This window comes from Variovorax sp. GrIS 2.14 (assembly GCF_046115955.1).
Lineage (GTDB): Bacteria > Pseudomonadota > Gammaproteobacteria > Burkholderiales > Burkholderiaceae_C > Variovorax.
This window is the reverse complement of sequence record NZ_JBJXIA010000015.1, coordinates 73,258-97,343: the sequence shown is the minus strand read 5'-3', so window position 1 is coordinate 97,343 and position 24,086 is coordinate 73,258. Positions and strand designations below refer to the sequence as shown.

Genomic DNA, 24,086 nt, shown 5'->3' with positions numbered 1-24,086 from the left:
ATTCGAGCCTGCAGGCCCGCACACCCGATGTGGTGTACTTCGACTCGCTGCCACGGCCTTCGGCCGAGGCAGCCTGACACCGCAGGATCCACTTATAAATCTTCGGAATCTGTTCAGATCAACGGGGCCAGCTCTCTTCCAGGCAATATCGTTGTAACGGTCGCGCCATGGGTGGCGCTTGATGTGGATCAATATCGCGAATGACGATCGAATTCAACACAACTGGTCGCCGGTCGAGCGAGATGTTGCGCGGCGTCAAGTATTGCGGATGTGCGGATGTGCGGATGCGCCGATCGCAGCCCCCGATGCTTAAATGATCAAGGGGCTACGTACCAATTTCTAATGGATATTCAGAATGATCATTCGCACCACTATCGCTGCCACTATCGCAACCGTGGCATTGCTCACTGCATCGGGCTGCGCGGTCACACGGGGGCAGGAGTCCGTGGGCGCCTATCAGGCTGCTGAAATACCGCCCGCGGGTGCACAGCGATAAGTTATCAACGGCGTAGAACGGGCTGTGAGCCGTTTTTTCGACACAGCCAAGGGCTCGAGTACCCCTGTCTAGGCCATATTTTCCATCCGTGAACAGTATTTCAGCAGCCTGCTATGTCGACGACGCAGGCATCACCACGGCGATCAAGGGTCGTTATGTCGAGAACAAAGCCGTCGACGCATCCAGCATCAGGGTGGAGACGCTCAACGGCACCGTCATGCTTTCCGGCTTCGCCAAGAACGCCGCAGAGAGGTCCGCGGCCGAGAGCATCGCGCGCGGCGTGAACGCGGTCAAGAACGAGATTGCCGTGCGCCCTTGAGCCTTACACGCAGGCGCGAGCTGGCAATTGATCAATGCAACAGCGAAGGAGAACCTTATGAACTGGGATCGTATTCAAGGCAACTGGAAACAAGTCACCGGCAAGGCCAAGGAACAATGGGGCAAGCTCACGGATGACGATCTAGACGTGATCGCCGGCCGCCGTGGCCAGCCCCTCGCGTCAGAATAGTTGTCGCTCGCATAGAACCAAGAACCCGGGGGCGGCGATGAAGGATGAGAGTGGCTCGATACGGACAAGTATTCAAGGACCGATCATAGCAAGGTTGCTGCCGCCGGAGAGCGCGGCGCTGGAACTGGTTGCGCGGGAGGTCGGCATTGGAGCGGGGACACTGGAGCGCTGGCGCGAGGATGCGCAGTCCATGCCCGCCCGAGGGCGGGCATGGACTGCGCGCGCCCGGCTTGAGGCGGTGATCACGACGGCGGCGATGGCCGACGCCGCCAGGAGCGCATGGTGCCGCGAGCACGGGGTGTACCCGAGCGAGCTGGAGACGTGGCGAGCGAGTTGCACAGCCGCACTGGCATCGCCGGAAGAGGCTCGGGCCTGTTGGCGCCGGCTCATATCTGACCCAGATGCCGACGTTGGGCTGACCCATACCGTCACCTCCCGAACCCAATGCTGGCAATGATTACCAATGCCGGCCCATGGGTCAACGAAATGCCCGGCATGTGGTTCAATTCACGACCGGCCGCAACACCATTGCTGCATGAAGTGGATGCGCAGCAGCGTCTCTACGGCAAAGGGTGGCCGACCCGTCTTACCTGCGGGTGCATGGGGCTGGATCAGTCCGACCAACTCGGCCCACGGCACCACGACGTTCATCTCATCGAGGAATTCGCGCTTGCGTGTCCTCTTGGTGGAGAGCTCGAACCCACTGGTGCCAAGGCTGATTTGACTCATCTGTGGTCAACGTTCAAGCAGATGTTGCGGTGGACTTATGCAGACCATCCTTAACTGTCGAACTCGGGAGGCCAGCACCCAGGCCACCCGAGTTCGACAGTTAAACGCGTAACGTGTTGATCCATATAGGGCCGCGCATCAAACGCTCCACTACAACAGGGTCAGTTGGGTATCGAGATTGGGTTTTGGGATGTCCAGTGCCGCCAGGATGGCGGCATGTTGTGTGGTGACCGACGACAGTCCGGCCACCGGCTGGCTGTCGTTCAGAGTGATGCGGTGATGCTGAATGCGGCGCAGTTGTGCCAATGCCCGCTCGGGTGATAGCGCCGTGTCACTTGCGTGCAGGCGGGTGCGCATCACCCGGTACAGGATCAGCGCCATGAAGCAGATTGCCGCGTGCGCCCGGATGCGTCCGGGCAGCCGGTGATAAATGGGTCCGATCTCAATCTCCGATTTCAGGACTCGAAACCCTCGTTCGATGTCGGCCAGTGACTTGTATCGCCGCACCACATCCTCAGGCGCGAGGTCGGCGACATTGGTCACCAGCAGCAGCTTGCCGTCCATCAGACGGGCGTACGCCAGGGCGCGCTCATCGATGCCGTAGCTGAACAGCTCACTCTTGAGGTCGACCTTGACGATGCGTGCCAGATGGGCCTCGCACACCTCGCGATAGAAGCGCGCCCGTGCACCGCCGTCAGACAGCTTGCGGCCGCGAACCTTTTTGACGCGGGCCTGATCGCTGTTGTTTTTGCTGTCTTTCCGGCTGTCCTTTGCGCTGTCCTGCGCATCGAGCTTGCCCGTCCATTGCGCGGCCTGCTGCTCCAGTGCCTCGATGCGCCGGTCGCGCTTGGCACCGGCCTCCAACGCAACCTGCGGATCGTGTGCAACCACCAGGCGCAAGTCGTTCCAGCGCGTCTCGGTGACCACCTCGGACGGCGCATCGGCGCACTGCGCCGCATGCAGTGGACCCAGTAGATCGATGAAGTCCGCATAACGTCGACCTGGCACGGCCAGGATGAATTCCAGCTGACCCCCACCTGGCAAAGTGATGGCCTGCAAATCTGCCAGGTTGTCGCTCGAGAGCAGCCCGCGATCGGCCACGGCAATGACGCGCTTGACGGGCAAGCGCTGCACGATCTTCTCGATGATGGGCTTGAGCGTGGTCACCTCGGCCGTGTTGCCATCGAACACCTCGTGGTACAGCGGCAGGCAATGGGCGGTCTGCACCACGCCGAGCATGACCTGGCGGGCGATGAGCCCTTCCTTGGCCATGCCGAAGTGGCGCAAGTCGCCTTCCTGCTGCGACAGGCCGCTGGCACGGATGGTGGTCATGTCGTAGAACACGATGGCCAGATCCTGATCGACCAGCGGGCGCAGCAAGCCGGCGAGCACCGCCTCGACTTCCTCGTGGCTGTCGACCAGCGCGTCCATGGCACGCAGCAAGTGCTGGTGGTTGATCGACTCGCACATGATGCCGGGCAGGCTGACGGTCTCGACCCAGCGCAGCACGCCGAGTTTGGAGTCCGGATCGCACAGGCGGTTGAGCACCATCACGCGGATCAGGGCCTCGACGTCGATGGTGTGGCGGGTGCGCCGGAACAGCGTTCGCAGACGATCGAAGCCGAGCGAATTCCACAGCTGCGTGAGAGCCCAGACGTCGCCGAAGTCGCGTGCCGATTCGAAGTGCACGACTGGTTGCGCTGCAGCACCAGACGCGCCGCTCAGCCTGCGTGAGACAGCGCGTGATGTAGCGGGTGAAGTAGCAGGCGAGCCAACGGGCTGACCGGTGACACGCAGCAGGCCGGAGATGACGGACTCGAGGCCGCTGTCCATCTGGTCGAGTCGACCCAGGGTGGCCACGGTGCGCTGCTTGGGGCGTCCGGAATCGTCGCGATAGGCTTCGACGAGTTGGACGTATTGGCGCGGGCCGGAGCGGGTGACTTTGATGAACACGCCACTACTCTAATCGATCACACTACCAATATGGAAATGGATAGAAAATAGAACAACGTGCCATTACCAAAATATCGAAAATCGAGCGCTAAGTCGTTGTTTATATTGGAGTCGAAGCACCCAGCCAGCGATTAACTGTCGAACTCGGGAGCGCACTGCCGAATTCACCGCCACGCGCAAGAGCAGTGCACCACCGACGCTGAGTCCAAACCAGGAGCCCCACCACAGCCGTGATGTGTCTTGCCCGTCTCTCGTGGCCAGCGCATACACGGCCATCAAGCAGAACATCAATGGCCACAGCGTGCCGAGCTTGAAAAGCTCCGCGGCGATGGTGCGTCCACGCCAGCTTCGGTACAGCGAGCTGCCGTTGAAGACGATGACCGCGAACAACACACCGCGTGTCACCGCATGCACGTAATCGGTGCCCATTTCGGAGTGGCCGAACCGCAGAGCAAATGCCAGTAGTCCGCTTCCTACAAATACAGCCAGGTCTCCAGTTCTCAGGGCCAAACCCAATAACGGATTAAATTTTCCTAACGCCAAAAGGCGCGTTTCCTGTAAGCCAATAGCAAACGTCGACAACATAAGACTCTCCCAGAGACCAATTAAAAAGGGGCCGTACCCATAAGTATTAGGGCTGTCTCTGGCTTTTTATTTATTTACCGAGCGCAATTTCAATGCCAACCGAATCATTGTCAACTGCGAACTTAAGTTGTGGCCGTCAACCTAATCCGGTTTAGCAAAGGGCATTCTGCACCGTGATATTTTTTGCAGTTGTGTCAATTTGATTGAGGATTAGCAATCTCGCCCGTTTTGGCATGCGATGCCCGCCAGAATATTCAAATGGCATGAATACTTTTCTTTGCATATCATTTAAAGACAATTACCACTTTGGTACTGCAGTGGAGGAGTGATCTGCAAGGGGCACTCGCCCCTTCGCACCCGGGTGGTCAATGTCGTCGGCGTGGGTGTTGCTCGCGTACCCCACGCGGACGCCAAGGTCCTTGGGATTTGCCACCGCCCTGCCGGCAGCGAGAACGGCGGGTGTCGATGCGCGACCAGCGCACTGATGGTTCCCGTGCGACGCGAGTCAAGGAATTCGCAAAACTATCGACTAGTGGACGTTGGGCAAACGAAACACTTTGGTTTACGTTCAGCACAAAATGTAAACTTAAATTTTTATCGAGCATAGATCTTGCGCCGCTGTGGCGTCGTTTCTCCGGAATCACTACGCTATGACTTTCAAAACCTCCATGGGGCGCACCCTTAGATCCTCCGCTGCCCTAGGCCACTGACATGGCACCGATCTTGGTGACCAGCAGTCCTGGCTGCGCAGGCCCCGTACCGGCAAGTTTCCTGCCGGCATTTACCTTTCGTTTGAGCCTTCCCAATCCAGCATGAGCCGCCCTTCTATCAGTTCCACGCCAGATGCTCGCCAGCGCGCGCTAGCCGGCTCCGGCGAGGCCATGATGATGGTCGACGCGGATGACGCGCCGCGCCTTTCGGCTTACAGCGACATCCTGTTCGACCACAAATGGCTGATCAGCGGAGTCGTTGCATTCGCTCTGCTCGTGGGCCTGGTCTATGTGACGCTGGCCACTCCGATCTACCGCGCCAACCTCCTGATCCAGATTGAAGACTCTGCGCCGGACAGCAAAAGCTTTTTGAACGAGACCACCGGGCTGTTCGAGGTCAAGACGCCGCTCACCGGCGAACTTCAGGTTCTTGGTTCTCGCATGGTGCTCAATGCGGCAGCCGATCAGGCAGACCTGCAAGTGAGCGCTCAGCCGCGATATCTGCCCATAGTGGGCGCATGGCTCGCGCGCCACGATGTGGGTCTTTCGATGCCCATTCTTGGCGGCTATGTGACCGGAGCCGAGCGCATCGATGTGACTCGCTTCAATGTGCCTCCCTCGCTGGAGGACACCGGCCCTTTCATCGTCACCACACAAGGCGGAGGCCGCTACACAGTGCGCCATGAAATGCTCGAAGCCCCGCTCAACGGCGTGCTCGGGCAGCCCCTGCGCTACACCTTGTCCGACGGCGTTCTCGATATTCAACTGAGCCAGCTGGCAGGCAGACCCGGTGCCAAGTTCACCGTCTTCGTGTCGTCACGTGATCGCGCCATCGAGCAGTTGCAGGGGCGTTTGCAGCTGGTGGAGCAGGGTCGGCAGTCGAATGTGATTGGCGTCAGTCTCGAAGATAGCAACCGTCTGCGTCTGGCACGTGTGCTCGATGCGATTGGCGATCAATACGTGCGACAGAACATGGCGCGCAAATCCGCCGAAGCCGAAAAAACGCTCGCATTTCTCGATGCGCAACTCCCGACGTTTGAAAATCAGCTCAAGACTTCGGAAGACGCGTTCGCGCGCTTTCGAAATCAGAACGGAACGATCGCGTTCGATGAAGAAGCAAAAGTCTGGCTTAAAAAGACAGCCGATTTGCAGAGCAGTCTTTTAGACCTGCAACAAAAGCGCCGTGAAGCGGAGCCAACGTTTTCAGACCAGAGCAGCAAGGTTCAAACGTTAGACAAACAAATCGGTGCAGTACAAAGCGAACTAGGCTCCATCAACACGCGCATTGCAGGAATGCCGAATATCCAACGCGATGCATTGCGACTTGAACGTGAAGTGCGCGTTAACAGTGCACTCTATCAATCTATGCAAAACAATGCATTGCAAATGCGATTGCTGAAAGAAGGAAAAATCGGCAATGTACGGCTACTCGACAAAGCCGCCGTATCCAAAGTACCGGTCAAGCCGCAGAAGATTCTGGTATTGACTTTCGCATTAATGTTGGGAATTTTGGTAGGACCTGCTATTGCTCTGATCCGTACGCGTTCGAGGCCCGGCGTTCATAGTCCAAAAGACATCGAACTTCACACCGGATTGGAAGTGTATGCCGTTGTTCCCCATAGCCCCGAGCAAACTCTTTTGGACCAAGGCGACAATAAAGCCACGGCAAATAATTTGTTGGCAGACATTTACCCTCACAGCTACCCGGTCGAAACATTGAGGGGGCTACGCGTCAGCCTCAAAATCGCGATGGCCGAAGCGTCGAATAACCGAATTCTCGTTACCGGTGCAACACCGGGAATAGGCAAGAGCTTTATTGCCAGTAATTTTGCGCTTTTGCTAGCGCAGACTGGCAAGCGAGTGCTGTTGATCAACGCAGACCTTCGAAAACGTGAGCCGCGTGGAATATTTGGTCTTAAACAAGAAGGTGGCTTGTCAGAATTGCTGTCAGGGAAGCTCAGAATGCAAGAATCAATTCACGCCCAGGTTCGCCCCAACCTCGACGTATTGACTACCGGACAGCTGCCCCGCATGCCCGCCGACATGCTGGAGTCTAAGGCCTTCATTCTTGCCTTGGATATGCTCTCATCACGCTATGATCATTTGGTCATAGACACTGCTCCAGTGTTGGTAGCAGCTGACGCGGCCGCTGTGGCGCCTGCTTGCGGTGTAGTGTTACTCGTGGCTCGAGCCGATAAAACTAAATTGGAGGAGTTGAATGAAAGCGTGCGCCGACTCGCCCAGGCCGGCACGCCGATCAATGGTGTGTTGTTCAATGGAATGAACTTCAACCGAAGGTATAACGGAGACTACGGCTATAGCCACCGGATCTACCAACATGCTGCGCACCAGTATGCCGTCCAATCTAATCCGAAAATTCTTTAGAGGCTCGTAAATATGAGTACGACGGCCACTAAGGGCGACGGTCACATTGGACGGATAAATGTACCAGGAACCGATCGAGATTTAACTGCCATTAAGACGTCTAACCGTCCGTCGGCCTATGTCCATCTTGACTACGGACGCGGTCCGGACACATGGGCGAAGGCGTACCAAAAAGGCATTGTGTTTGAGGAACAACCGTATGGGTATCACTGGGCTCAGACTTGGGTCAACCTCAATTATTCTGCCGATGCTCCAGAGCCAAAGGCGGTGTCCTTGCTTCGTCGCGGTTTCAAGTTTTTGTTTGGCTTCGATCTGATACACGCATTTCGCAATCGCAGATGTGCCGACTCGGCCGATGTCATATGGACCCACACGGAGGGTGAGTATCTTGCAGACGCCTTGCTGATGAAGTTACACCTGATGAAGCGGATTCCGCTCGTTGGACAGAGTGTTTGGCTATGGGACAAATGGTCGAAATGGAGCCCTTTGCGCAAACGCTTCCATCATTGGCTGTTCGAAGAGGTGACCGTAGCGACAACTCACAGCGCATTGAACTCGAAACTTGGTACCGAAGTGCTGGGGCGCTCAGTCATCAAAGTTCCCTTTGGTATCGAGCCGACATTCGAGGTACCAGTTTCGCAACCTCGGCCTGACGGCAGGTTGCGAGTGGTTGCACCGGGGAACGACCGGCATAGAGACTGGGACACACTAAAGAAAGTCGCCCGCGACAATTCGGATATAGAGATCGTCGTGCTCTCTAAGCGTCGACGGGCAAGTCGGTTGGTATCCGCTGACGTTCCAAACTTCGTCGTGCGCAGCGCTGTCGGCATCAAGGATCTCATAGCCGCCTACGATGCCGCAGATGTCGTTGCGGTTCCGCTCCTAGGCAACCTGCACGCTTCCGGAATTACCGTGGCAATGGAAGGCATCAACGCTGGCCGTCCTGTGGTGCTAACCCGTACTGGCGGTATTGAAGATTACCTTGGGGGCACGGCTCATTATGTAGAGCCGGGCGATGCGATCGGCTTGGCGACTGCCATTCGGGCCGCTGCAGTGGTTGGCCAGGACCGCGACCTTCAAATTGCAAGGCGATCCCATCTGACAAATGCCGGCTTAATGATCAAAGATTTTGGCTCGCGCCATGTGTTGCTCACGCGTCTCGCTTTAGGCATCAGCACCCCTGAAGAAGATATCGCAATCTCTTGTTTCGCACCTGTCGTTCTCCAACATTGACGTTTTTGCGAATGAGAGCCAATGCCAGCGAGCATATTGTTGTCGGCATCGCTACTGCCGGCCGGCGAGATGTACTCGACAAAATGCTCTGGCAATTGACTCTGCAACGCAAACTTCCTGACCGCGTAATTATTTGCCCCGCCACAGATCACGATTTCGATGAATCGATCATCTCGAAGTTGCCCTATCCAATCGAAGTCGTACGCGGTGCGCGCGGACTTTGTGCTCAGCGAAACCTGATACTTAAGAAAATCTCCCACGATGATCTAGTTGTCTTTTTTGACGATGACTTTTATCCAGCGGTAGATTTTCTAGAAAAGACAATCAGCTGTTTTTCGGCCTCGCCAGATTTTGTAGCAATGACAGGGGTAGTCATCGTGGATGGGGCTTTGGGCCCTGGTATAGAGCACGATGAAGCGCTGAGAATTTTGAGTTCACACAGTGAATGCACTGATCTCACACCAGATACCATTTACAACGTCTACGGTTGCAATATGGCATTTCGCGCATCAATTATTCGAGATTCGAGCGCGGCGTTCGACGAGAATCTACCGCTCTATTCATGGCTGGAAGACGTTGATTTTTCAAGATCAATGTCTTCCAAGGGTGCCATAGGACAGAGCCGATCGCTTAGAGGTGTGCACTTGGCCACCAAGCGCGGCCGAACCTCAGGAGTGCGCTTTGGCTACTCGCAGATAGCCAATCCCATATATATGGCAAAAAAGGGAACGTTCGCGTGGTCACGCGCTTTCTCTCAAATGGGTCGCAATGTGACTGCCAATCTGGCGCGTTGCGTGAACCCGGAACCCTGGGTTGATCGTCGGGGTCGGCTTAAAGGAAACCTAGTCGCTGTCAGCGATTTGTTTAGAGGCCGACTCCATCCGCGGAGAATCTTGGAAATTAGCTGAAGACCCCCGAGTTCTATGCTGAAAACCTCTTAACCTCTTCGAGAATCGTGCGGGGACCGCCGCGCTGCCGTTCATTCCAGAACTTAGAGCATTCAAAGGCTTGGGCGCCCTTTGTAGCTCTAGAGTGCTCATCTAAACACATTTTGATGACGGCCGCTGCAAATGCCGCCGCGTCGTCATCATCGATGACCTCCACGCATTGAACCATGTCGTCTGGTAATCCTTCGACTCCGCGGACGGTACTAATTACCGGTAAACCCAGTGCCATAGCGTCAATCAACTTAATCTTCAGACCGGTGCCAGCCCGAATAGGATTTATCAAGATTGGTCCTTTTTCGAACAGATCAAGAAGCTTGTCCACCTTGCCTAAAGGGATCACACCTTCTTTACCCTGGAGGACGTCGCATATAGACCCACCGACATACAACCTGAAGTCTGGAACTTCTTTCAAGATTGCTGGCAGAACATCATTGACAAAATAGAGGATCGAAATTATGTTTGCTTCGAATAACGATCCGACAAATGAAGCAGCGCAATTTTGTCTAAGGACGGCCCGTTCGGAGGAAATAGTGATGTGACCAATTGTCGCCACCTTGTCCCCGTTCGCACGCGGAAGTATCGACCTAAAGTAATCGGCTTCTTTATCCTGAATGGCGATAATTTTGTCTGCACGATTCAAGCCTTTCGATTCTGCTTCAGCCGTGAATTCATTAAAGAACGCATCTTGCGTATCGATAATTTTGTATATGGACGAGTTCAGCGAGTCCAATACCGCAGAAAAATGAACATAGACGATTACTACTGCCCGAGGCTGCCAAATTTCAAAAAGATCGTTGATGGAGCTTGTAATTTCTCGCTCAAACAAATAATCCGGGCTACTTTGTAGCGCGGCTTTTCTTTTTATTTTCTTATACAGTTTGTAGTGAATCGAGTAAAAAGCTTTTTTTGCGAAGTCTCTAATTCGAGCCAGCGGTGTAATTTTAAGTATTACGAATCTGTGTGCCCCTAACAGCTCAACATGCTTTTCTTCATCGAATACAGCAAGCTGCCGAGATGGAATGAGTATGAAAAACAGCTCGCAGCCCATTGCATGGAGCGCTTGCACAAGAGTAAGAACTCTCGCCCGATTCCCGCCGGTGGTGGGGAACATCGGAATTTTGGAGACGATCGCAATGCGCATATTATTTGCCGTGTTTTCCACAAGAGCGGTGAGTGATCGGCACAGTAGTCTCGGCGACGGGCTCTACGGACTCACGGCTCTTTCCGGACAAATTCCCCCTCCGACCAAATCGCGGAGCGCTCGCATGTTTCCATGCAAACGTCCGCGCCTATCAACCCATGGCTCAGGAGAAAAGCTCCGGAAAGCATTGGCGAGCAGATTTCTTGCAATCTGCTTCAGCGCGCGAGGCCAGTGCATGGTGCCCTTGCGCGCGAGATACAAAGGGTTCGCTACCTGGGAATAGCCCAGACGTCGTCCGGGGCTGCGGCCCGATCGCTTGGTACCAAGATGAACACCCCGAAGGCGCGCCGCTTGAACGATTTCCCCGTATGACGCGAGCTGCCTTGAGAAATCCACGTCCTCGAGCCATGCGTAGAGCGGCAACCGTTCATCAAAGCGAATTCGATTATTGCGCACGGCCTGCATTCGAACAGCCATGTTGCATCCGTATCCGTTGTACGCCGACACCAAAGTTGTTGTCTCGCCGTTTGGCTCGGATGCTTTGAGGATGATCAAGCCATCTGCATGCCCAAGGCCAGGACCGATGATTCCATCCGCCAGAACTTTGCCTGTCGTCACCACGACAGTCGGATGCTCGGTGAACAACAGTTCAACCTCTTCAACGTAGTCGTTCGCAGGCAAAAAATCATCGTCGAAGAAAATCACAATGTCGGCTGCCGTGGCGTCGAGCAGCACGTTTCGCTGAGCAGAAGAGCCCACCGGCCCGCGCAAGACGCGAACCTTTCCAGGGTAATCCTGCAAGCAGGCCATATCGAGATCTTCGTCCCGCGCAGGACAAATTAACAGCTCGTCAGCGATGCGCGACTGTTTGGCCAGGAGGTCGATCGTTTCCGCGATCACTTCCCTCCGTCCTGCAGTGGCAATAGCAATGGCAATTTTCAGGGGGACAGTCTCTGAGTTCATGAAAGAGAAAAGATGCGGCGTTGCGGGCGCATATTTTGTAAGTAAGGGACAAGACATATCGACATCGACTGGATCAGCGCGCAATCGGCCAGGGTTTACCCATCACTATTTTGAGCAACCGATGTGCCGCCTTTTCCCATGTGAACTGAGCAGCGTGCGCTCGTCCACGTCGCTGCATCTCGGCGCGCAGCAGGCTGTCGTTGCACAGGCGGACAATCTGCTGCTCCCATTGCACCGGGTCCAGCGAATCGGCCCACAGTGCAGCATCGCCGCACACTTCGGGTAGTGCGCCGCAGGGCGAAAGGATTGCCGGACACCCCAGTGCCATCGCCTCCAGCGGTGGCAGACCGAAGCCTTCCGTCGTGGAGGGAAAGGCCAACGCCTTGGCCTGCTCCAGCAGCCCGACCAATTGCTCGTCGCTGACAAATCCGAGAAATTTGACGTTGGGGGGAACAATGTGACCTTGACTCTCAAAGTCCTCACGTGTCGCCGAACCAAACAGGGCAAGAGTGATGTCACGTAACGCTGGTGATCCAAAAGCCTTCAGGAGAACCTGAATATTTTTATGAGGCTGGACGTTGGCGAGTGCTACGACATAGCGGCTTCCCGCCAACTTGAAGGCCGCTACTTTCGTCGAATCAGGAACAAGCCGAAGCACATGGTCGCAGCCGTTGTGTATTACCCGAATACGTGCCGAGGTAGCGACCCTGAAATGGTCCAGTTGCTCCCGCGAAAACTGCGAAACAGTGAGTAATGCCGTATTGCGTTTCCCCAGCCAGGGCAACACTAGTCGATACCAAGTGCGAAAAGCAAAGGAGTACGACTCGGGCGATAGGTATATCTGTGCATCATGAACCATGGTGAACGCATCTTTGTGAAGCACCGGCCCCGTGTTGCAAAAGTTGATCAAGGTGTCGCCTTTGATGCGCCGGGGCAAAACGAGTTGCTCCCAAAACGCCCCATTCAGCTTGCGCATAAAAGAGCCCATTTCGCTGGACCCATCGTTCAATTCCACTCGAATATGCGAAAGCGGAAGGTCGCCGTACTGCCCCGCAGACATGATCACACGGCACGACACAGCAGCCGCAAGCACGGGATCGTCCGCAAGTGCTTTGTCCAGGGCCCGCAGGAGTTCGCGAGCTACACGGTTGACTCCGGATCGACTGGTTTTCGGCTGCAGGAACTTGCCGTTGATGGCAAGTCTTGTTACGGCAGCGCCCTTGGCGCCTGTGTCATTGAGACTTCTTGACATCGATTTCAGGACTTCATTTTGTTTTGACTTGTCCGAGCACAGACCTAGTGGCATCTTGACGCGGCCTCGGCATGATCTTGCTGCGGATAAGCTCGAGCAAGTGTTGTTCGAGTCCTGCCGGCCGCCCTGCCCATTGCCATGCAAGCATTGCACACGTTCCGTAGACAACCAGATAAACGATACCGATCGGTACGGCAGCTACCAACAGCTGTGGCAGGCTTGAAGCGCCCAGCGCGACGGGCTTTGTCAGCCACAGCAGGCTGCCAGCCAACAATACCGCCAACAGCGGCCGTAAGAGCGTCCCCAGTTGAGCGATCACCCCTGCACCGCTCAGACGCCGCACCATAAATAGTGCCGTAAAAGTACCGATGGCAGTCGCGATTGCACTGCCGGCGATAGCGCCCGGAATCCCGAATCGTAAAGCGCCCATCCATACCAGAGGCAGCCTGACCAGCAATTCAATGAGTGTCCGTGCAGCCAACCAGCGCGTGCGGTCCAGCGTCATCGCAAGCGGCCCCAACAGAATGGCGGGTAGCCCCAGCACCGACGATGCGCTGATCCAGCGCATCCACTCCGAGGCTGGCAACCAGCTCTCTCCCAATGTGACGCGAACAAGCACTTCTGGCCACACCAGCATTAGCCCCAGTACCGGTGCAATGACGAATGCGATCCCATGAGACAACTGCAGGTAGCGCGAACCTCGACTTTCGGCGGCCGACGCCAATGCCGCCATACTAGGACGAGCCAATGGCTGAACGAGCGCCTGAATCGGAAGCTCCGATATCTGCTTGCCCATGGCGTATTGCCCAAACGCCGCGGTCGTAATCAGTCTTGGAAGAAGGAGCCGATCGATCTGCCAGTTCAGAGCCGAGCCCAACTGGGCTATGAAATTCCAGCCGATCAGGCTCGAAAAATCCTTCCAATGCGTCAGCGTAAAACGCGGTCGCAGCGGTGCTATGAAATACGAGATAAACGTTGTAACTAGCGGTCCGCACACGGTCGCAGCAGCAATCGCCCAATAGCTCCGCGTATTGAAAGCGATGGCGACCGCGATGATGAAAGCCGCGGCCTTGCCCACCAGCTCCAGCATCGCGTCGGGGCGAAAGTTGAAGGCGCGCGCGTATTCCACCATTCGCGGGCTGACCAACCCGCGCAACGCCGGGGCCAGCGCGAGTACTGCCAGCAAAGCTGTCAGTCGAGGCTCTTCGTTGAACACTGCCAACGGCCAGGAAATAACAAGCAGCAGAGCGGCGATAACCAGCCCGCGAAGCAGGCTCAGCGTGAAAGCGGTGTGCAACATGTCTGCAACCAGAACAGGCGCACGAATCAACGCGGCTGCCATCGGCAGCTCGAACAAGGCTTCTATGACAACGACCACAGCCATCGCCACCGCGACCAAACCGAATTCAGCCGGCCCCAGGAACCGAGCGAGGCACAGCAGCATTGCCAGATCAATCAACTTCGTGGCCAGACGCGTACCCACGGTCCAGACGCCCGCCCCGACGGCACGGCTCGCCACGCTCGGTTGCTCAGTCAATGCGGGCACTCCGTCCGCTGCGCACTTGTGGCGCCCTGAAACGCGGGGTGCTCAAAAGCCGATGAACCTCGGTGGGCCAGACGGCGCGTTGAAGGATCTTATGGGCAATTGCTACCGCAAACCCGTACAGGAACGCGTTGGACAAACCGAAGTCCGGCGTAGTGCCAATAGTCAGACTGACAAAAAACATGGGTAGATACGACCACCGGGCGGCCGATAAGAGAGCACTTCCCTCGGCGTCACTACGCCCTGCCCGCCGCACAAAAAAGCACTGCAAAACAAAAAGGAAATAGAGCGCTGCGCCGGCCAATCCCACATTGCTGACAAGGGCCACTGCAAAATTCGAGGCGCGACTGCCGCCCAGACCGACTCCCAAACCGTGAGTTGCCAACAGCGCGTTCCAGGACATCTGGGTCCACATTCCTCGCTCTTCGAACGAACTGGTGTTCGCCTTTTGCAGCACCGTCACGTTGACCATGTCTAGCAGTGGAGTCAGCACGTTGGGGACAACGATAACGACCAGAAGAATGGCCCATACGGCCACGGCACCTAACCAAAACTCGCCCATAAGACCATGGCGAAGATAGTGATTGCGGTCTGACGCGAAGAATCGCCAGCACCACTCCGCAGCCGCCGCCGCGCCGAAAAGGCCCAGACCAAGATACGCTGCCGATGAGGTCGACATCCACACGAGCAGGAGCAGCAAGCCCATCAAAGCCGGAACCACGCGATCACGAAGATGCCCGGACCGCATCGCCCGTCGAAAAAAGTAGAGCGACGTCAGAAAATTCAAAGAGAGACTGCCGAAAGACGATGCCTCAGGCATCAAGCCTACGACGCGCTTGACATCCTGAACTTCTGCCTCGGTAATAAGTGCGTAGCTGGCCGTGCGAAAGACTTCCATGAACGACTGAAGAGGCAAGTATTGCGACGCAAAATCAAGAAATCCCGTAAAGACCGTGAAGGCCGCACCCAGGCACAAAGCACTCAGGGCGTGCCGGCGCATGCCCTCGCCGCGCAAGACACTTGCGAAGGCAAAAACGGCCAGTACCGAGATGCTGACATACACCAACTGAGAGAGGTTTTGAACAGTGGGCGCGAGCATTGCCGTGTCCGAGGCCAATGCGCCCGCGCGCACTGGCACCACTTCGACCTGACCGGCAAAAAAGCGCGGCATGAACAGGGTGACGATAGCGGCCACTAGCCAAAAAAGAAACAGCAGCAGCAAGCCGGATGACTTCAAGGCAGCGTCTAGCGCTTTCGTCAAGCCGCGTGCATTGCCAAGTTCACGCGCTATCAGCAGCAGGGCGACGATAGGTGTCGGCGTCAGGGTCAGCCCCGCGGTCAACTCGGTGGGGATTGCAGCAAAAGAACCGAACGGCATGGATGCGAAGAACAGGTAAATCAACACCTGCTTCTTCTGGAACAAGGCCCACAGCGCAACGCTCCAGAATATGCCGACCGGGATTAGCTCCATGTGGCCGCCCTGTCAGGTTGCAAGCCGTGGGGGCGTGGCAACCAACGAGCCGATAAGCTCGGCCATCCGTGCCCGGAATACGACCGTATCAAAAGTGGCTGCATGCGAGTGAGCCACCTCGGAGCGAAATGAGCTTGCAACAGCCTCGAAACGCTCTATCACGTCGACCATGGCTTCTGTGGTTTGTTCGGCGAAGAACAAGCCCGTGCTGCCTTCGACGACTGTCTCTAGTGCGCCGCCTTTTGCATAGGCTATAACGGGCCGCCCACTCGCCATCACTTCCAAAGGAACGATCCCGAAGTCTTCGACCCCAGGGAAAAGAAGCGCCTTGCAATGAGCGAAGTGATGCGCCATGGTGGCGTCGTCGACAGCGCCTAAAAACTCGACGGTAGGGCCAGCAAGCTGCCGGAGCGCTGGGCCTGCACCCGAACCGATAAGGACAAGCCGCCTACCCATGCGGGTGCACGCCTCCACGGCGATTTCAACCTTCTTGTAAGGCGTGATCTGACCTGCACACAGGTAGTAGTCCCCCGGTGCATCGACCGGCTCAAAGCGTGCGAGGTTGACGGGCGGGTTCACGACATGGGAAGTGCGTCGGTAATACTTCTCGATCCTTCGCGCCACATAGGCGGAGTTAGCAATGAAATGGTCGACGCGATGCGACGTGCTTACGTCCCACTGGCGCAGCGACGGCGCAGTCAGCGACATCAAGGCACGAGTCAAAGATCCCGCCGCGGAACGGTACTGCGGATACAAGTCCCAGATGTAGCGCATCGGCGAATGGCAGTAGCAAATATGAGTGGAGTCTGGACCTGGAATGATGCCCTTGGCCGGACCTGACTCGCTGGAGATGATCAAGTCGTAGCCAGTGAGATCGAAAGACTCCAGGGCATAGGGCATCAACGGCAGCATCTTTTGGTAATGCCGCACGCCGCCTAGTTTTTGCAAGAACGATGTCGTGATGCGATGGCGCTTGAGCTTCTCGGAGATGGCAGCCGGGTCGCACACCAGCGTGAAGATATCTGCCTCGGGATACAGATCGCACAGCACTTCTACAACTTTTTCACCACCGCGCATGCCGACCAGCCAGTAGTGAACGATGGCAACCTTCACGTCAGTAGGCGTTCTTGTTGATAAAGCCCTTGAACAGCGTCAAGACAATGATTTTCAAGTCGAAGCCCAGCGACCAGTTCTCGATGTATTCGATGTCGCACTCGATGCGCTTGGTCAAATCTGTGGAACCGCGCCAGCCATTGACCTGTGCCCACCCAGTAATGCCGGCCTTGACCATGTGCTTTTTCATATACGAAGGGATCTCGTTCTTGAACTGCTCGACGAATACAGGTCGCTCCGGACGCGGTCCGACGATGGACATATCACCCAACAACACATTGAGGAACTGAGGCAATTCATCGAGGCTCGTCTTGCGCAGGAATGCGCCGACTTGCGTCGACCGTGATTCGCCGGCTCTGGCCCAAACCGCACCGGTTTTTTGCTCCGCATCGGTCGGCATCGACCGAAACTTCAACATGTAGAACGTCTTGTTGTTCCAACTCACGCGCTGCTGTCGATAGAACACAGGCCCAGGCGAACTGAGCTTGACTGCAATAGCAATCGTGATCATCAGCGGAGAGATCATGAAGAGAATCAACGTCGACAAGACGAAGTCCTCGACCGCCTTGATTAGACGTGCCCTGCCCAACAACGGCGTTTGTTGCAGTGTGATCACCGGCAAGCCGGCGATTTCTTCGACCGAGTGGTTCAACAGATGCAAACCGAAAAGATCGGGCACCAGCTTGATGTCTGCTGTTGAATGCTTTAGCTGGTCGAGAGCGAAGGCGATCTTCGCTTGATCGCGCATGGGCAATGCCAGCCAAACTAGGTCGACGTTGCGTGACGCGACGTACTCGCCAAGGTTATCTAGCCGCCCGAGCATGGGCGCACCGGTCAATTCCCCGCGGTCGGCATGCGTGGCAAACCAGCCACGGACTTCGATTCCGCACGAATCGTCTCGCCGAATGGCATCGACCAAGCCCTGTGCCTCGGGGTTTGCGCCGACCACGACAGAAATACGCGTATCTATCTTCTGAGCGCTGACCCAGCGCACGGCTGCCCCAACAGCCATTCTCAAAAGCAAGGCCCCCGTGATGCTCAGGCCGAACCAACCACCCCACCATAAGCGTGATGTGTCGTGACCATCTCTCATCGCAAGCGCATACACCGCCATCAGGCAGAACATGAGCGGCCAAAGCGTCATTACCTTCAGGAGCTCCGCGGCCGTCGAGCGGCCACGCCAGCGCCGGTACAGCGAACTGCCGTTGAGGACGATGACGGCGAAGAGCACGCCACGGCTGATGGTGTGCATGTAGTCGGCGCCCATCTCGACGCTGCCGAATCGAACTGCGAAGGCCAACATTCCACTGGCTACAAAGATGCCAAGGTCGCCCGCTCGCAGGATCAAGCCCAACAACGGGTTGACCCTTCCAAGAGCGATCAGCGGGCTTTCGCGGAAGCCGGTTGCGGAACTAGACAGCATCAAATCTCCCGGAAACCAATAGTTAACCAATTTTTAACCACTGAAACTAAAAGTAACTCGACCGTAGTCTATGGCATTAGATAGAACTAAAGTGCGACTTTTTCGGCTCGCTGTGAACTTGTGGCTAGGGTAAACCACATTGCGACGTGACATTGTTTGCAATTGTGGCGATGCGATGTGACAAACGACAAAGATGTTTACCTCGACCGCCTTATTTACGGGATCATTTCTGTCAATGGAAACCGCTGTCTGCACGCTCTTCGAAGGCCACTACCACTACGGCGTTGCCGGGCTGGTGAATTCGCTTTCGGCTGCGGGCTACCAAGGGACGGTCTGGGTCGGGCATCGGGGCCCACTGCCGTCGTGGATCGTCGATGCAGACGGGTTTGATGCCGTGACCAAATGCCTGCAGGTCACGCCAACGATCCAGCTACAAACCGTCGAGCTCAATCCGCCGGTAAGCCTGACCTTCTACAAGCCGACTTTCATGCTCGACGTCCTGGAACGGCTCGCACCCGATGTGGGTGCGGTGAGCTACATGGACCCGGACATGGTCGTGAAATGCGACTGGACTGCAATCGAGCAGTGGGTCACGCCGGATGGGGTCGCCCTGGTCGAGGACCTGAACTGGTCGATGCCTTCGCATCACCCGAAACGAGCGCGGTGGCAGGCGTTCTTCGCTGGCCATGGAGAGAAGCCAGTGCGGCCGCTGGAGCGGTACTACAACGCGGGCTTCGTCGGCGTTGCACGAGCGCAGATCGACGTGCTGCGCGCATGGCAGCGGATCTGCGGGATCGTTGCTGCGTACAGCGGCGGATCGCTGCAACAGCGCCGGGTCGGCGAGGCCGATCACCTCTTTCACTCGGCGGATGAAGACGCGCTGAACTTCGCGTTGTCGCTTTCCACCACCCGGCTAGAAACCTTCGGGCCGGAGGCTATGGATCTCGCACCAGGCGGAAAGCACTTGTCACACGCCGTCGGGTCGTTCAAGCCATGGCAAGGGCACCACGTGCGACGAGCGCTTCAAGGCAAACCACCCAACGTAGCCGGCGAATGGTTCTATCGCTTCGCGGCAGGCCCGCTGCTGCCCTTCTCTCGTTTGAAGCTGGCAAAGCGCAGGGTGGCGATGCGGGTGGCGTTGGCTTTAGGAGCGCTCTATACGGTTGCGCTGGCGGTTAACAACGTACTTCTTGCTCGTAAGCGGCGTCCTGCCGCCAGATCCAGGCGGCAGGCCAGAGGATTTCCGGCCTTTGAAATGACTTCTTATTGAGAAGCACGTTATGGGTAAGCCGGCCGAGTTGCGCGCCAGGTCGCCCGTTTAGAATTCGCCTCGAACCGCGGGCGTAGCTCAATGGCAGAGCTGTTGCTTCCCAAGCAACTGACGAGAGTTCGATTCTCTTCGCCCGCTCCATCACAGGCGCATCACGCGCACCTTAAGAGCCCTCAGCAACCGCTGACATCCGCTCGATCCCCCGCCTCTCCAGTGCACCGCTTCTGCTGACAAGGACCGTTTGTCGGTCGCCTCTCTATCACCGGGTTTTCCATTAATCAATCCACTTGATTTATTTACTCCAAGTCCCGAAACTCTGGCGTGCCTTGCCAATACTTTTCGACCACAACTGGAGACAAACCCATGATCAAGCTGACCCTCGCCGCCGCCCTGACCTCTGCCGCCCTCGCCGCCTGGGCGCCCGCCCATGCAGCCGAGCCGATCATCGGCCTGGTCACCAAGACCGAGACCAACCCCTTCTTCGTGAAGATGAAAGAAGGCGCCACCGCGGAGGCCAAGGCCAAGGGCGCCAAGCTGCTGTCAGGGGCCGGCAAGGCCGACGGCGACAACGCCGGCCAGGTGGCCGCGATGGAAAACATGATCGCAGCCGGTGCCAAGACCATCCTCATCACGCCCAACGATTCGAAGGCGATCATTCCCGCCATCAAGAAGGCGCAAGACAAGGGCGTGATGGTGATCGCGCTCGACAGCCCGACCGATCCGGCCAGCGCCACCGACGCCCTCTTTGCGACCGATAACTACCAGGCCGGCGTCCTGATCGGCCAGTACGCCAAGGCGGCAATGGCGGGCAAGCCGGTGAAGATCGCGACGCTCGACCTGCTGCCGGGCCACCCGGTCGGCGCGCAACGCCACAACGGCTTTTTGCAGGGCTTTGGCCTGAAGAGCTTCGACGCCAAGATCAACGAACTGGCCAAGCCGGCTGAAGTGGTGTGCATGGCCGACAGCTTCGGTGACCGCGCCAAGGGCCAGACGGCAATGGAAAACTGCCTGCAGAAGAACCCCGACATCAACCTGGTCTACACCATCAACGAGCCCGCCGCGGCCGGTGCCTACAACGCGCTGCAGAAGGCCGGCAAAGAGAAAGGCGTGATGATCGTCTCGGTCGACGGCGGCTGCGACGGCATCAAGGACGTCTCTGCCGGCAAGATCGCCGCGACCTCGCAGCAGTACCCGCTGAAGATGGCCGCGATGGGCGTCGCCGCCGGCATCGACTACGCCACCACCGGCAAGAAGGCCAGCGGCTATACCGATACCGGCGTGACGCTGATCTCAGCCAAGCCGGTGACCGGCGTCGACAGCAAGGACGTGAAGGTCGGCACCGATCTCTGCTGGGGCAAGAAGTAAGTGAAGGGCAAACTGCCCCCGATCGGGCAGCTCGGCCCGTTCATCGCACTGCTGATCGCGTGCATTGCTTTCGGCACCACGACCGATCGCTTCTTCAGCGGCGAGAACTTCTCGCTGATCCTGCAGCAGGTGACGGTCGTCGGCGTCATCGCCATCGGCCAGACGCTGATCATCCTCACCGCGGGCATCGACCTGTCGTGCGGAATGATCATGGCGCTGGGCAGCATCGTGATGACCAAGCTGGCGGCCGACCTCGGCTTGCCGGCGCCGCTGGCGATAGTGGCGGGCATCGGCGTGACGGCCGCCTTCGGGCTGCTCAACGGCCTGCTCGTGACGCGCATCAAACTGCCGCCTTTCATCGTGACGCTGGGCACTTTCAACATTGCCTTTGCCATCACGCAGCTCTATTCCGGCGCGCAGACGGTGACCGAGGTGCCGCCGATGATGAACTGGCTCGGCAGCACTTTCGCACTGGGCGGCACCAACATCGCCTACGGCACGGTGCTGATGATCCTGCTGTACCTCGGCGTGTGGTTCTGGCTGCGTGAAACCGCCAGTGGCCGGCACATCTATGCGGTGGGCAACAACCCGGAAGCGACACGGCTGGTGGGCATTCCACCGGAGCGCGTGCTGCTCGGCGTGTATGTGCTGGCCGGCGTCTTCTACGGCATCGCGTCGCTGCTGTCGGTGGCGCGCACCGGTGTCGGCGACCCAAACGCGGGGCAGACGGAAAACCTCGACGCCATCACCGCGGTGGTGCTCGGCGGCACAAGTTTGTTCGGCGGGCGGGGCATGATTCTCGGCTCGCTGGTCGGTGCGATCGTCGTCGGCGTGCTGCGCAACGGGTTGACGTTGATGGGCGTGTCTTCCGTCTATCAGGTGCTGATCACCGGCATCCTGGTGATCGTCGCGGTGACGGTGGACCAGCTGTCGCGCAAAGGAGCACGTTGATGGACGCGAGCACTCTCCCGCGCATCGTGATGCAGGCAAAGGGGCTGATAAAGCGCTATGGACAAGTCGTTGCACTCGACGGCGCCGACTTCGAGCTGCGTGCCGGCGAGATCCTGGCTGTCATCGGCGACAACGGCGCGGGCAAGTCGTCGCTGATCAAGTGCCTTTCCGGCGCCACCGTGCCGGACGAAGGCGAGATCATCTTGGACGGCAAGGTGATCCACTTCAAGGGGCCGATCGACGCGCGCCGTGTCGGCATCGAAACGGTGTACCAGGACCTGGCCGTCGCGCCCGCGATGACGATCGCCGAGAACCTGTTTCTCGGTCGAGAAATCCGCCGCCCGGGCTTTGCCGGCAACGTGCTGCGCATGCTCGACAAGAAGCGGATGCTTGAAGAAAGCGTGATGCGGATGAACGACCTGAAGGTCGGCATCCGCTCGATGACGCAGGCGGTCGAAACGTTGTCGGGTGGGCAGCGGCAATGCGTCGCGGTGGCGCGCGCAGCGGCGTTCGCGCACCACGTCGTCATCCTCGACGAGCCGACCGCGGCGCTCGGCGTCAAGGAGGGCAATATGGTGCTGGAGCTGATCCGCCGGGTGCGCGACAAGGGGCTGCCGGTGGTGCTTATCAGTCACAACATGCCGCACGTCTTCGAGATTGCCGATCGCATCCACGTGGCGCGACTGGGCAAGCGCGGTGCGGTGCTGAATCCGAAGAAGATCAGCATGAGCGACACGGTGGCAGTGATGACAGGCGCGTTGCCGCCCGAGCAGTTGCCCGCCGAATGCCTCGCGTGAACGTGGCGGGTGAGCTCGCACAAGAGGCCAGCCGGCTGCGCCCTCGCGGGTCGAGCCAGGGCGGGCTGCGGCAATACAACGAGCGCGTAGTCCTGCAGGCGATCCGCAACCACGGCGCCCTCCCCGGCGCGGCGCTGGCACGGCTCACCCAACTCACGCCGCAGACCATTTCGCTCATCACCAAGCGCCTGATCGAAGACGGACTGCTGCTGCGCGGCGCCTTGCTGCGCGGCAAGGTCGGGCAGCCGTCGGTGCCGCTGGCACTGAATCCGGACGGCGCGTTTTCCATCGGTATCAAGCTCGGGCGCCGCAGCCTCGACATGCTGCTGGTCGACTTCGCCGGCGCGGTGCGTGCGCGTCGCAGCCTGGCCTACGACTATCCGACCCCGGAGGCGGTGTTCGAAGAAATCGACTTGCGGCTGGCGGAGTTTCGCGGGCTGCTCGGTGCGTCGGGGCTTGAGCGATTGCAGGGCATCGGCATCGCGGCGCCGTTGTCGCTCGGCGGCTGGCAGGCGCTGATGGGCATCGATGCAAAGCGCGCCCTGGCCTGGAACCGTACCGACGTGCGCGCCAAGGTCGCGGAGCTTTCGGGGTTGCCGGTGACTTTCGTCAAGGACACGGCGGCAGCATGTGTCGCCGAGCTGGTGGCGGGCCGCGGCCGGAGCGTGCGCAGCTTCGTCTACGTCTTCGTGGACACCTTTATCGGCGGTGGACTGGTCATCGACAGCCATCTGCAGGGCGGGCTCAACGGCAATGCGGGCGCGGTGGGTTCACTGGCGCTGAATCGTGCGGCGCCGGGCGACACAGCCGCGCCACCGCAGTTGCTGAGTGTGGCGTCTCTCATCACGCTGGAGCGCCTGTACGAGGCCGCCCGGCTCGACCCATCCGCTGTCGCCGACGACCGCGCACTGCAAGCGCCATGGCGCGCCATCACGCAGCAGTGGCTCGACGAAGCGGCCCACGCGATCGTCTTTGCGATCCACGGCGCGGCGTGCCTGCTCGACCTGGAAGGCGTGATCGTCGATGGTTCGTTCAGCCGCAACATGCTGGCCGCCATGCTCGACGCCATCGACAAGGCGAAGCATCGCTACAACTGGGAAGGCGTCGAATGCCCCGAGGTGCTACCCGGCACCACCGGCTCGGACGCGCGCGCGCTGGGCGGCGCGTTGCTGCCGCTGCACGCCAACTTCGCGCCGGATCGCGATCTGTTTCTCAAGCTCGACAAGACGTCGACCTGAGTTCGGTCGGCAA

At 58.1% G+C, this 24,086-nt stretch carries 17 protein-coding genes, 1 tRNA gene and 4 pseudogenes; 12 read left to right on the top strand and 10 right to left on the bottom strand.

Going from position 1 to position 24,086, the window contains the following annotated elements:
- Positions 1-596: 596 nt before the first annotated feature.
- From RCH10_RS21190 to RCH10_RS21180, 3 pseudogenes are all read left to right on the top strand, one after another.
- A pseudogene (locus tag RCH10_RS21190) lies at positions 597-815 on the top strand (BON domain-containing protein); the annotation flags it as partial.
- Between the two features lie 57 nt (positions 816-872).
- Positions 873-986: pseudogene (locus RCH10_RS21185) on the top strand (CsbD family protein); the annotation flags it as partial.
- Positions 987-1,054: 68 nt separating this feature from the next.
- Positions 1,055-1,416: pseudogene (locus tag RCH10_RS21180) on the top strand (IS3 family transposase); the annotation flags it as partial.
- Positions 1,417-1,529: 113 nt separating this feature from the next.
- Here RCH10_RS21180 and RCH10_RS21175 read toward each other — a convergent pair.
- The 3 genes and pseudogenes from RCH10_RS21175 to RCH10_RS21165 form a co-directional block, all read right to left on the bottom strand.
- A pseudogene (locus RCH10_RS21175) lies at positions 1,530-1,733 on the bottom strand (IS5/IS1182 family transposase); the annotation flags it as partial.
- Between the two features lie 150 nt (positions 1,734-1,883).
- Entirely contained in the window at positions 1,884-3,686 is a 1,803-nt protein-coding gene (locus RCH10_RS21170; RefSeq protein ID WP_409053918.1) for an IS1634 family transposase, read from the bottom strand.
- Positions 3,687-3,749: 63 nt separating this feature from the next.
- Positions 3,750-4,271: a hypothetical protein gene (locus RCH10_RS21165; protein ID WP_409053917.1), complete on the bottom strand. Its 522-nt coding sequence runs from the start codon at positions 4,269-4,271 to the stop codon at positions 3,750-3,752.
- An 812-nt stretch (positions 4,272-5,083) separates the two neighbouring features.
- On the opposite strand from RCH10_RS21165, the gene RCH10_RS21160 reads away from it, so the two are divergent.
- The 3 genes from RCH10_RS21160 to RCH10_RS21150 are packed head-to-tail and all read left to right on the top strand — an operon-like array spanning position 5,084 to position 9,507.
- Complete coding sequence (locus tag RCH10_RS21160) at positions 5,084-7,366, top strand: polysaccharide biosynthesis tyrosine autokinase (protein WP_409053916.1); 2,283 nt, start codon at positions 5,084-5,086, stop codon at positions 7,364-7,366.
- A 12-nt stretch (positions 7,367-7,378) separates the two neighbouring features.
- The gene (locus RCH10_RS21155) at positions 7,379-8,599 is read left to right on the top strand and encodes a glycosyltransferase (protein ID WP_409053915.1); all 1,221 of its coding nucleotides are present in this window, start codon (positions 7,379-7,381) and stop codon (positions 8,597-8,599) included.
- Positions 8,600-8,610: 11 nt separating this feature from the next.
- The gene (locus RCH10_RS21150) at positions 8,611-9,507 is read left to right on the top strand and encodes a glycosyltransferase family 2 protein (RefSeq protein ID WP_409053914.1); all 897 of its coding nucleotides are present in this window, start codon (positions 8,611-8,613) and stop codon (positions 9,505-9,507) included.
- Between the two features lie 13 nt (positions 9,508-9,520).
- On the opposite strand, the gene RCH10_RS21145 is transcribed toward RCH10_RS21150, so the two are convergent.
- The 7 genes from RCH10_RS21145 to RCH10_RS21115 all read right to left on the bottom strand — a co-directional run bounded on the left by RCH10_RS21145 (position 9,521) and on the right by RCH10_RS21115 (position 18,452).
- The gene (locus RCH10_RS21145) at positions 9,521-10,687 is read right to left on the bottom strand and encodes a glycosyltransferase (RefSeq protein ID WP_409053913.1); all 1,167 of its coding nucleotides are present in this window, start codon (positions 10,685-10,687) and stop codon (positions 9,521-9,523) included.
- Between the two features lie 63 nt (positions 10,688-10,750).
- Positions 10,751-11,650: a glycosyltransferase family 2 protein gene (locus tag RCH10_RS21140; protein ID WP_409053912.1), complete on the bottom strand. Its 900-nt coding sequence runs from the start codon at positions 11,648-11,650 to the stop codon at positions 10,751-10,753.
- A gap of 73 nt (positions 11,651-11,723) precedes the next feature.
- Positions 11,724-12,956 (bottom strand): glycosyltransferase family 4 protein, encoded by a 1,233-nt coding sequence (locus RCH10_RS21135; RefSeq protein WP_409053911.1) that lies wholly within the window; start codon positions 12,954-12,956, stop codon positions 11,724-11,726.
- A complete protein-coding gene (locus tag RCH10_RS21130; RefSeq protein ID WP_409053910.1) occupies positions 12,916-14,385 on the bottom strand; it encodes an oligosaccharide flippase family protein in 1,470 nt (489 codons plus the stop codon). Before RCH10_RS21130 ends, RCH10_RS21135 begins: the two co-directional genes overlap by 41 nt.
- Positions 14,386-14,431: 46 nt before the next feature.
- On the bottom strand, positions 14,432-15,916 hold the full coding sequence (locus tag RCH10_RS21125; protein WP_409053909.1) for a hypothetical protein: 1,485 nt from the start codon (positions 15,914-15,916) through the stop codon (positions 14,432-14,434).
- A gap of 12 nt (positions 15,917-15,928) precedes the next feature.
- Positions 15,929-17,029, bottom strand: coding sequence for a glycosyltransferase (locus tag RCH10_RS21120; RefSeq protein WP_409053908.1), 1,101 nt, complete (start codon positions 17,027-17,029; stop codon positions 15,929-15,931).
- A gap of 1 nt (position 17,030) precedes the next feature.
- Positions 17,031-18,452, bottom strand: a complete 1,422-nt coding sequence (locus RCH10_RS21115; protein ID WP_409053907.1) for an undecaprenyl-phosphate glucose phosphotransferase — start codon at positions 18,450-18,452, stop codon at positions 17,031-17,033.
- 193 nt (positions 18,453-18,645) lie between these two features.
- Here RCH10_RS21115 and RCH10_RS21110 point away from each other — a divergent pair, with 193 nt between their 5' ends.
- The 6 genes from RCH10_RS21110 (at position 18,646) to RCH10_RS21085 (ending at position 24,073) form a co-directional block, all read left to right on the top strand.
- Positions 18,646-19,722, top strand: coding sequence for a hypothetical protein (locus RCH10_RS21110; protein ID WP_409053906.1), 1,077 nt, complete (start codon positions 18,646-18,648; stop codon positions 19,720-19,722).
- 67 nt (positions 19,723-19,789) lie between these two features.
- Positions 19,790-19,863, top strand: a tRNA-Gly gene (locus RCH10_RS21105).
- A gap of 222 nt (positions 19,864-20,085) precedes the next feature.
- Positions 20,086-21,087, top strand: coding sequence for a sugar ABC transporter substrate-binding protein (locus RCH10_RS21100; protein WP_323497566.1), 1,002 nt, complete (start codon positions 20,086-20,088; stop codon positions 21,085-21,087).
- Positions 21,088-22,038: an ABC transporter permease gene (locus RCH10_RS21095; protein ID WP_409053905.1), complete on the top strand. Its 951-nt coding sequence runs from the start codon at positions 21,088-21,090 to the stop codon at positions 22,036-22,038.
- A complete protein-coding gene (locus tag RCH10_RS21090; RefSeq protein WP_409053904.1) occupies positions 22,038-22,835 on the top strand; it encodes an ATP-binding cassette domain-containing protein in 798 nt (265 codons plus the stop codon). Before RCH10_RS21095 ends, RCH10_RS21090 begins: the two co-directional genes overlap by 1 nt.
- Entirely contained in the window at positions 22,823-24,073 is a 1,251-nt protein-coding gene (locus tag RCH10_RS21085) for an ROK family protein (protein ID WP_409053903.1), read from the top strand. Before RCH10_RS21090 ends, RCH10_RS21085 begins: the two co-directional genes overlap by 13 nt.
- Positions 24,074-24,086: the final 13 nt, after the last annotated feature.

Excerpts from the sequence above, each read along its gene's own strand:
- RCH10_RS21165 (WP_409053917.1), bottom strand. The coding sequence starts at position 4,271 with ATGTTGTCGACGTTTGCTATTGGCTTACAGGAAACGCGCCTTTTGGCG.
- RCH10_RS21160 (WP_409053916.1), top strand. The coding sequence starts at position 5,084 with ATGAGCCGCCCTTCTATCAGTTCCACGCCAGATGCTCGCCAGCGCGCG.
- RCH10_RS21155 (WP_409053915.1), top strand. The coding sequence starts at position 7,379 with ATGAGTACGACGGCCACTAAGGGCGACGGTCACATTGGACGGATAAAT.
- RCH10_RS21150 (WP_409053914.1), top strand. The coding sequence starts at position 8,611 with ATGAGAGCCAATGCCAGCGAGCATATTGTTGTCGGCATCGCTACTGCC.
- RCH10_RS21145 (WP_409053913.1), bottom strand. The coding sequence starts at position 10,687 with ATGCGCATTGCGATCGTCTCCAAAATTCCGATGTTCCCCACCACCGGC.
- RCH10_RS21140 (WP_409053912.1), bottom strand. The coding sequence starts at position 11,650 with ATGAACTCAGAGACTGTCCCCCTGAAAATTGCCATTGCTATTGCCACT.
- RCH10_RS21135 (WP_409053911.1), bottom strand. The coding sequence starts at position 12,956 with ATGCCACTAGGTCTGTGCTCGGACAAGTCAAAACAAAATGAAGTCCTG.
- RCH10_RS21125 (WP_409053909.1), bottom strand. The coding sequence starts at position 15,916 with ATGGAGCTAATCCCGGTCGGCATATTCTGGAGCGTTGCGCTGTGGGCC.
- RCH10_RS21115 (WP_409053907.1), bottom strand. The coding sequence starts at position 18,452 with ATGCTGTCTAGTTCCGCAACCGGCTTCCGCGAAAGCCCGCTGATCGCT.
- RCH10_RS21110 (WP_409053906.1), top strand. The coding sequence starts at position 18,646 with ATGTTTACCTCGACCGCCTTATTTACGGGATCATTTCTGTCAATGGAA.
- RCH10_RS21100 (WP_323497566.1), top strand. The coding sequence starts at position 20,086 with ATGATCAAGCTGACCCTCGCCGCCGCCCTGACCTCTGCCGCCCTCGCC.
- RCH10_RS21090 (WP_409053904.1), top strand. The coding sequence starts at position 22,038 with ATGGACGCGAGCACTCTCCCGCGCATCGTGATGCAGGCAAAGGGGCTG.
- RCH10_RS21085 (WP_409053903.1), top strand. The coding sequence starts at position 22,823 with ATGCCTCGCGTGAACGTGGCGGGTGAGCTCGCACAAGAGGCCAGCCGG.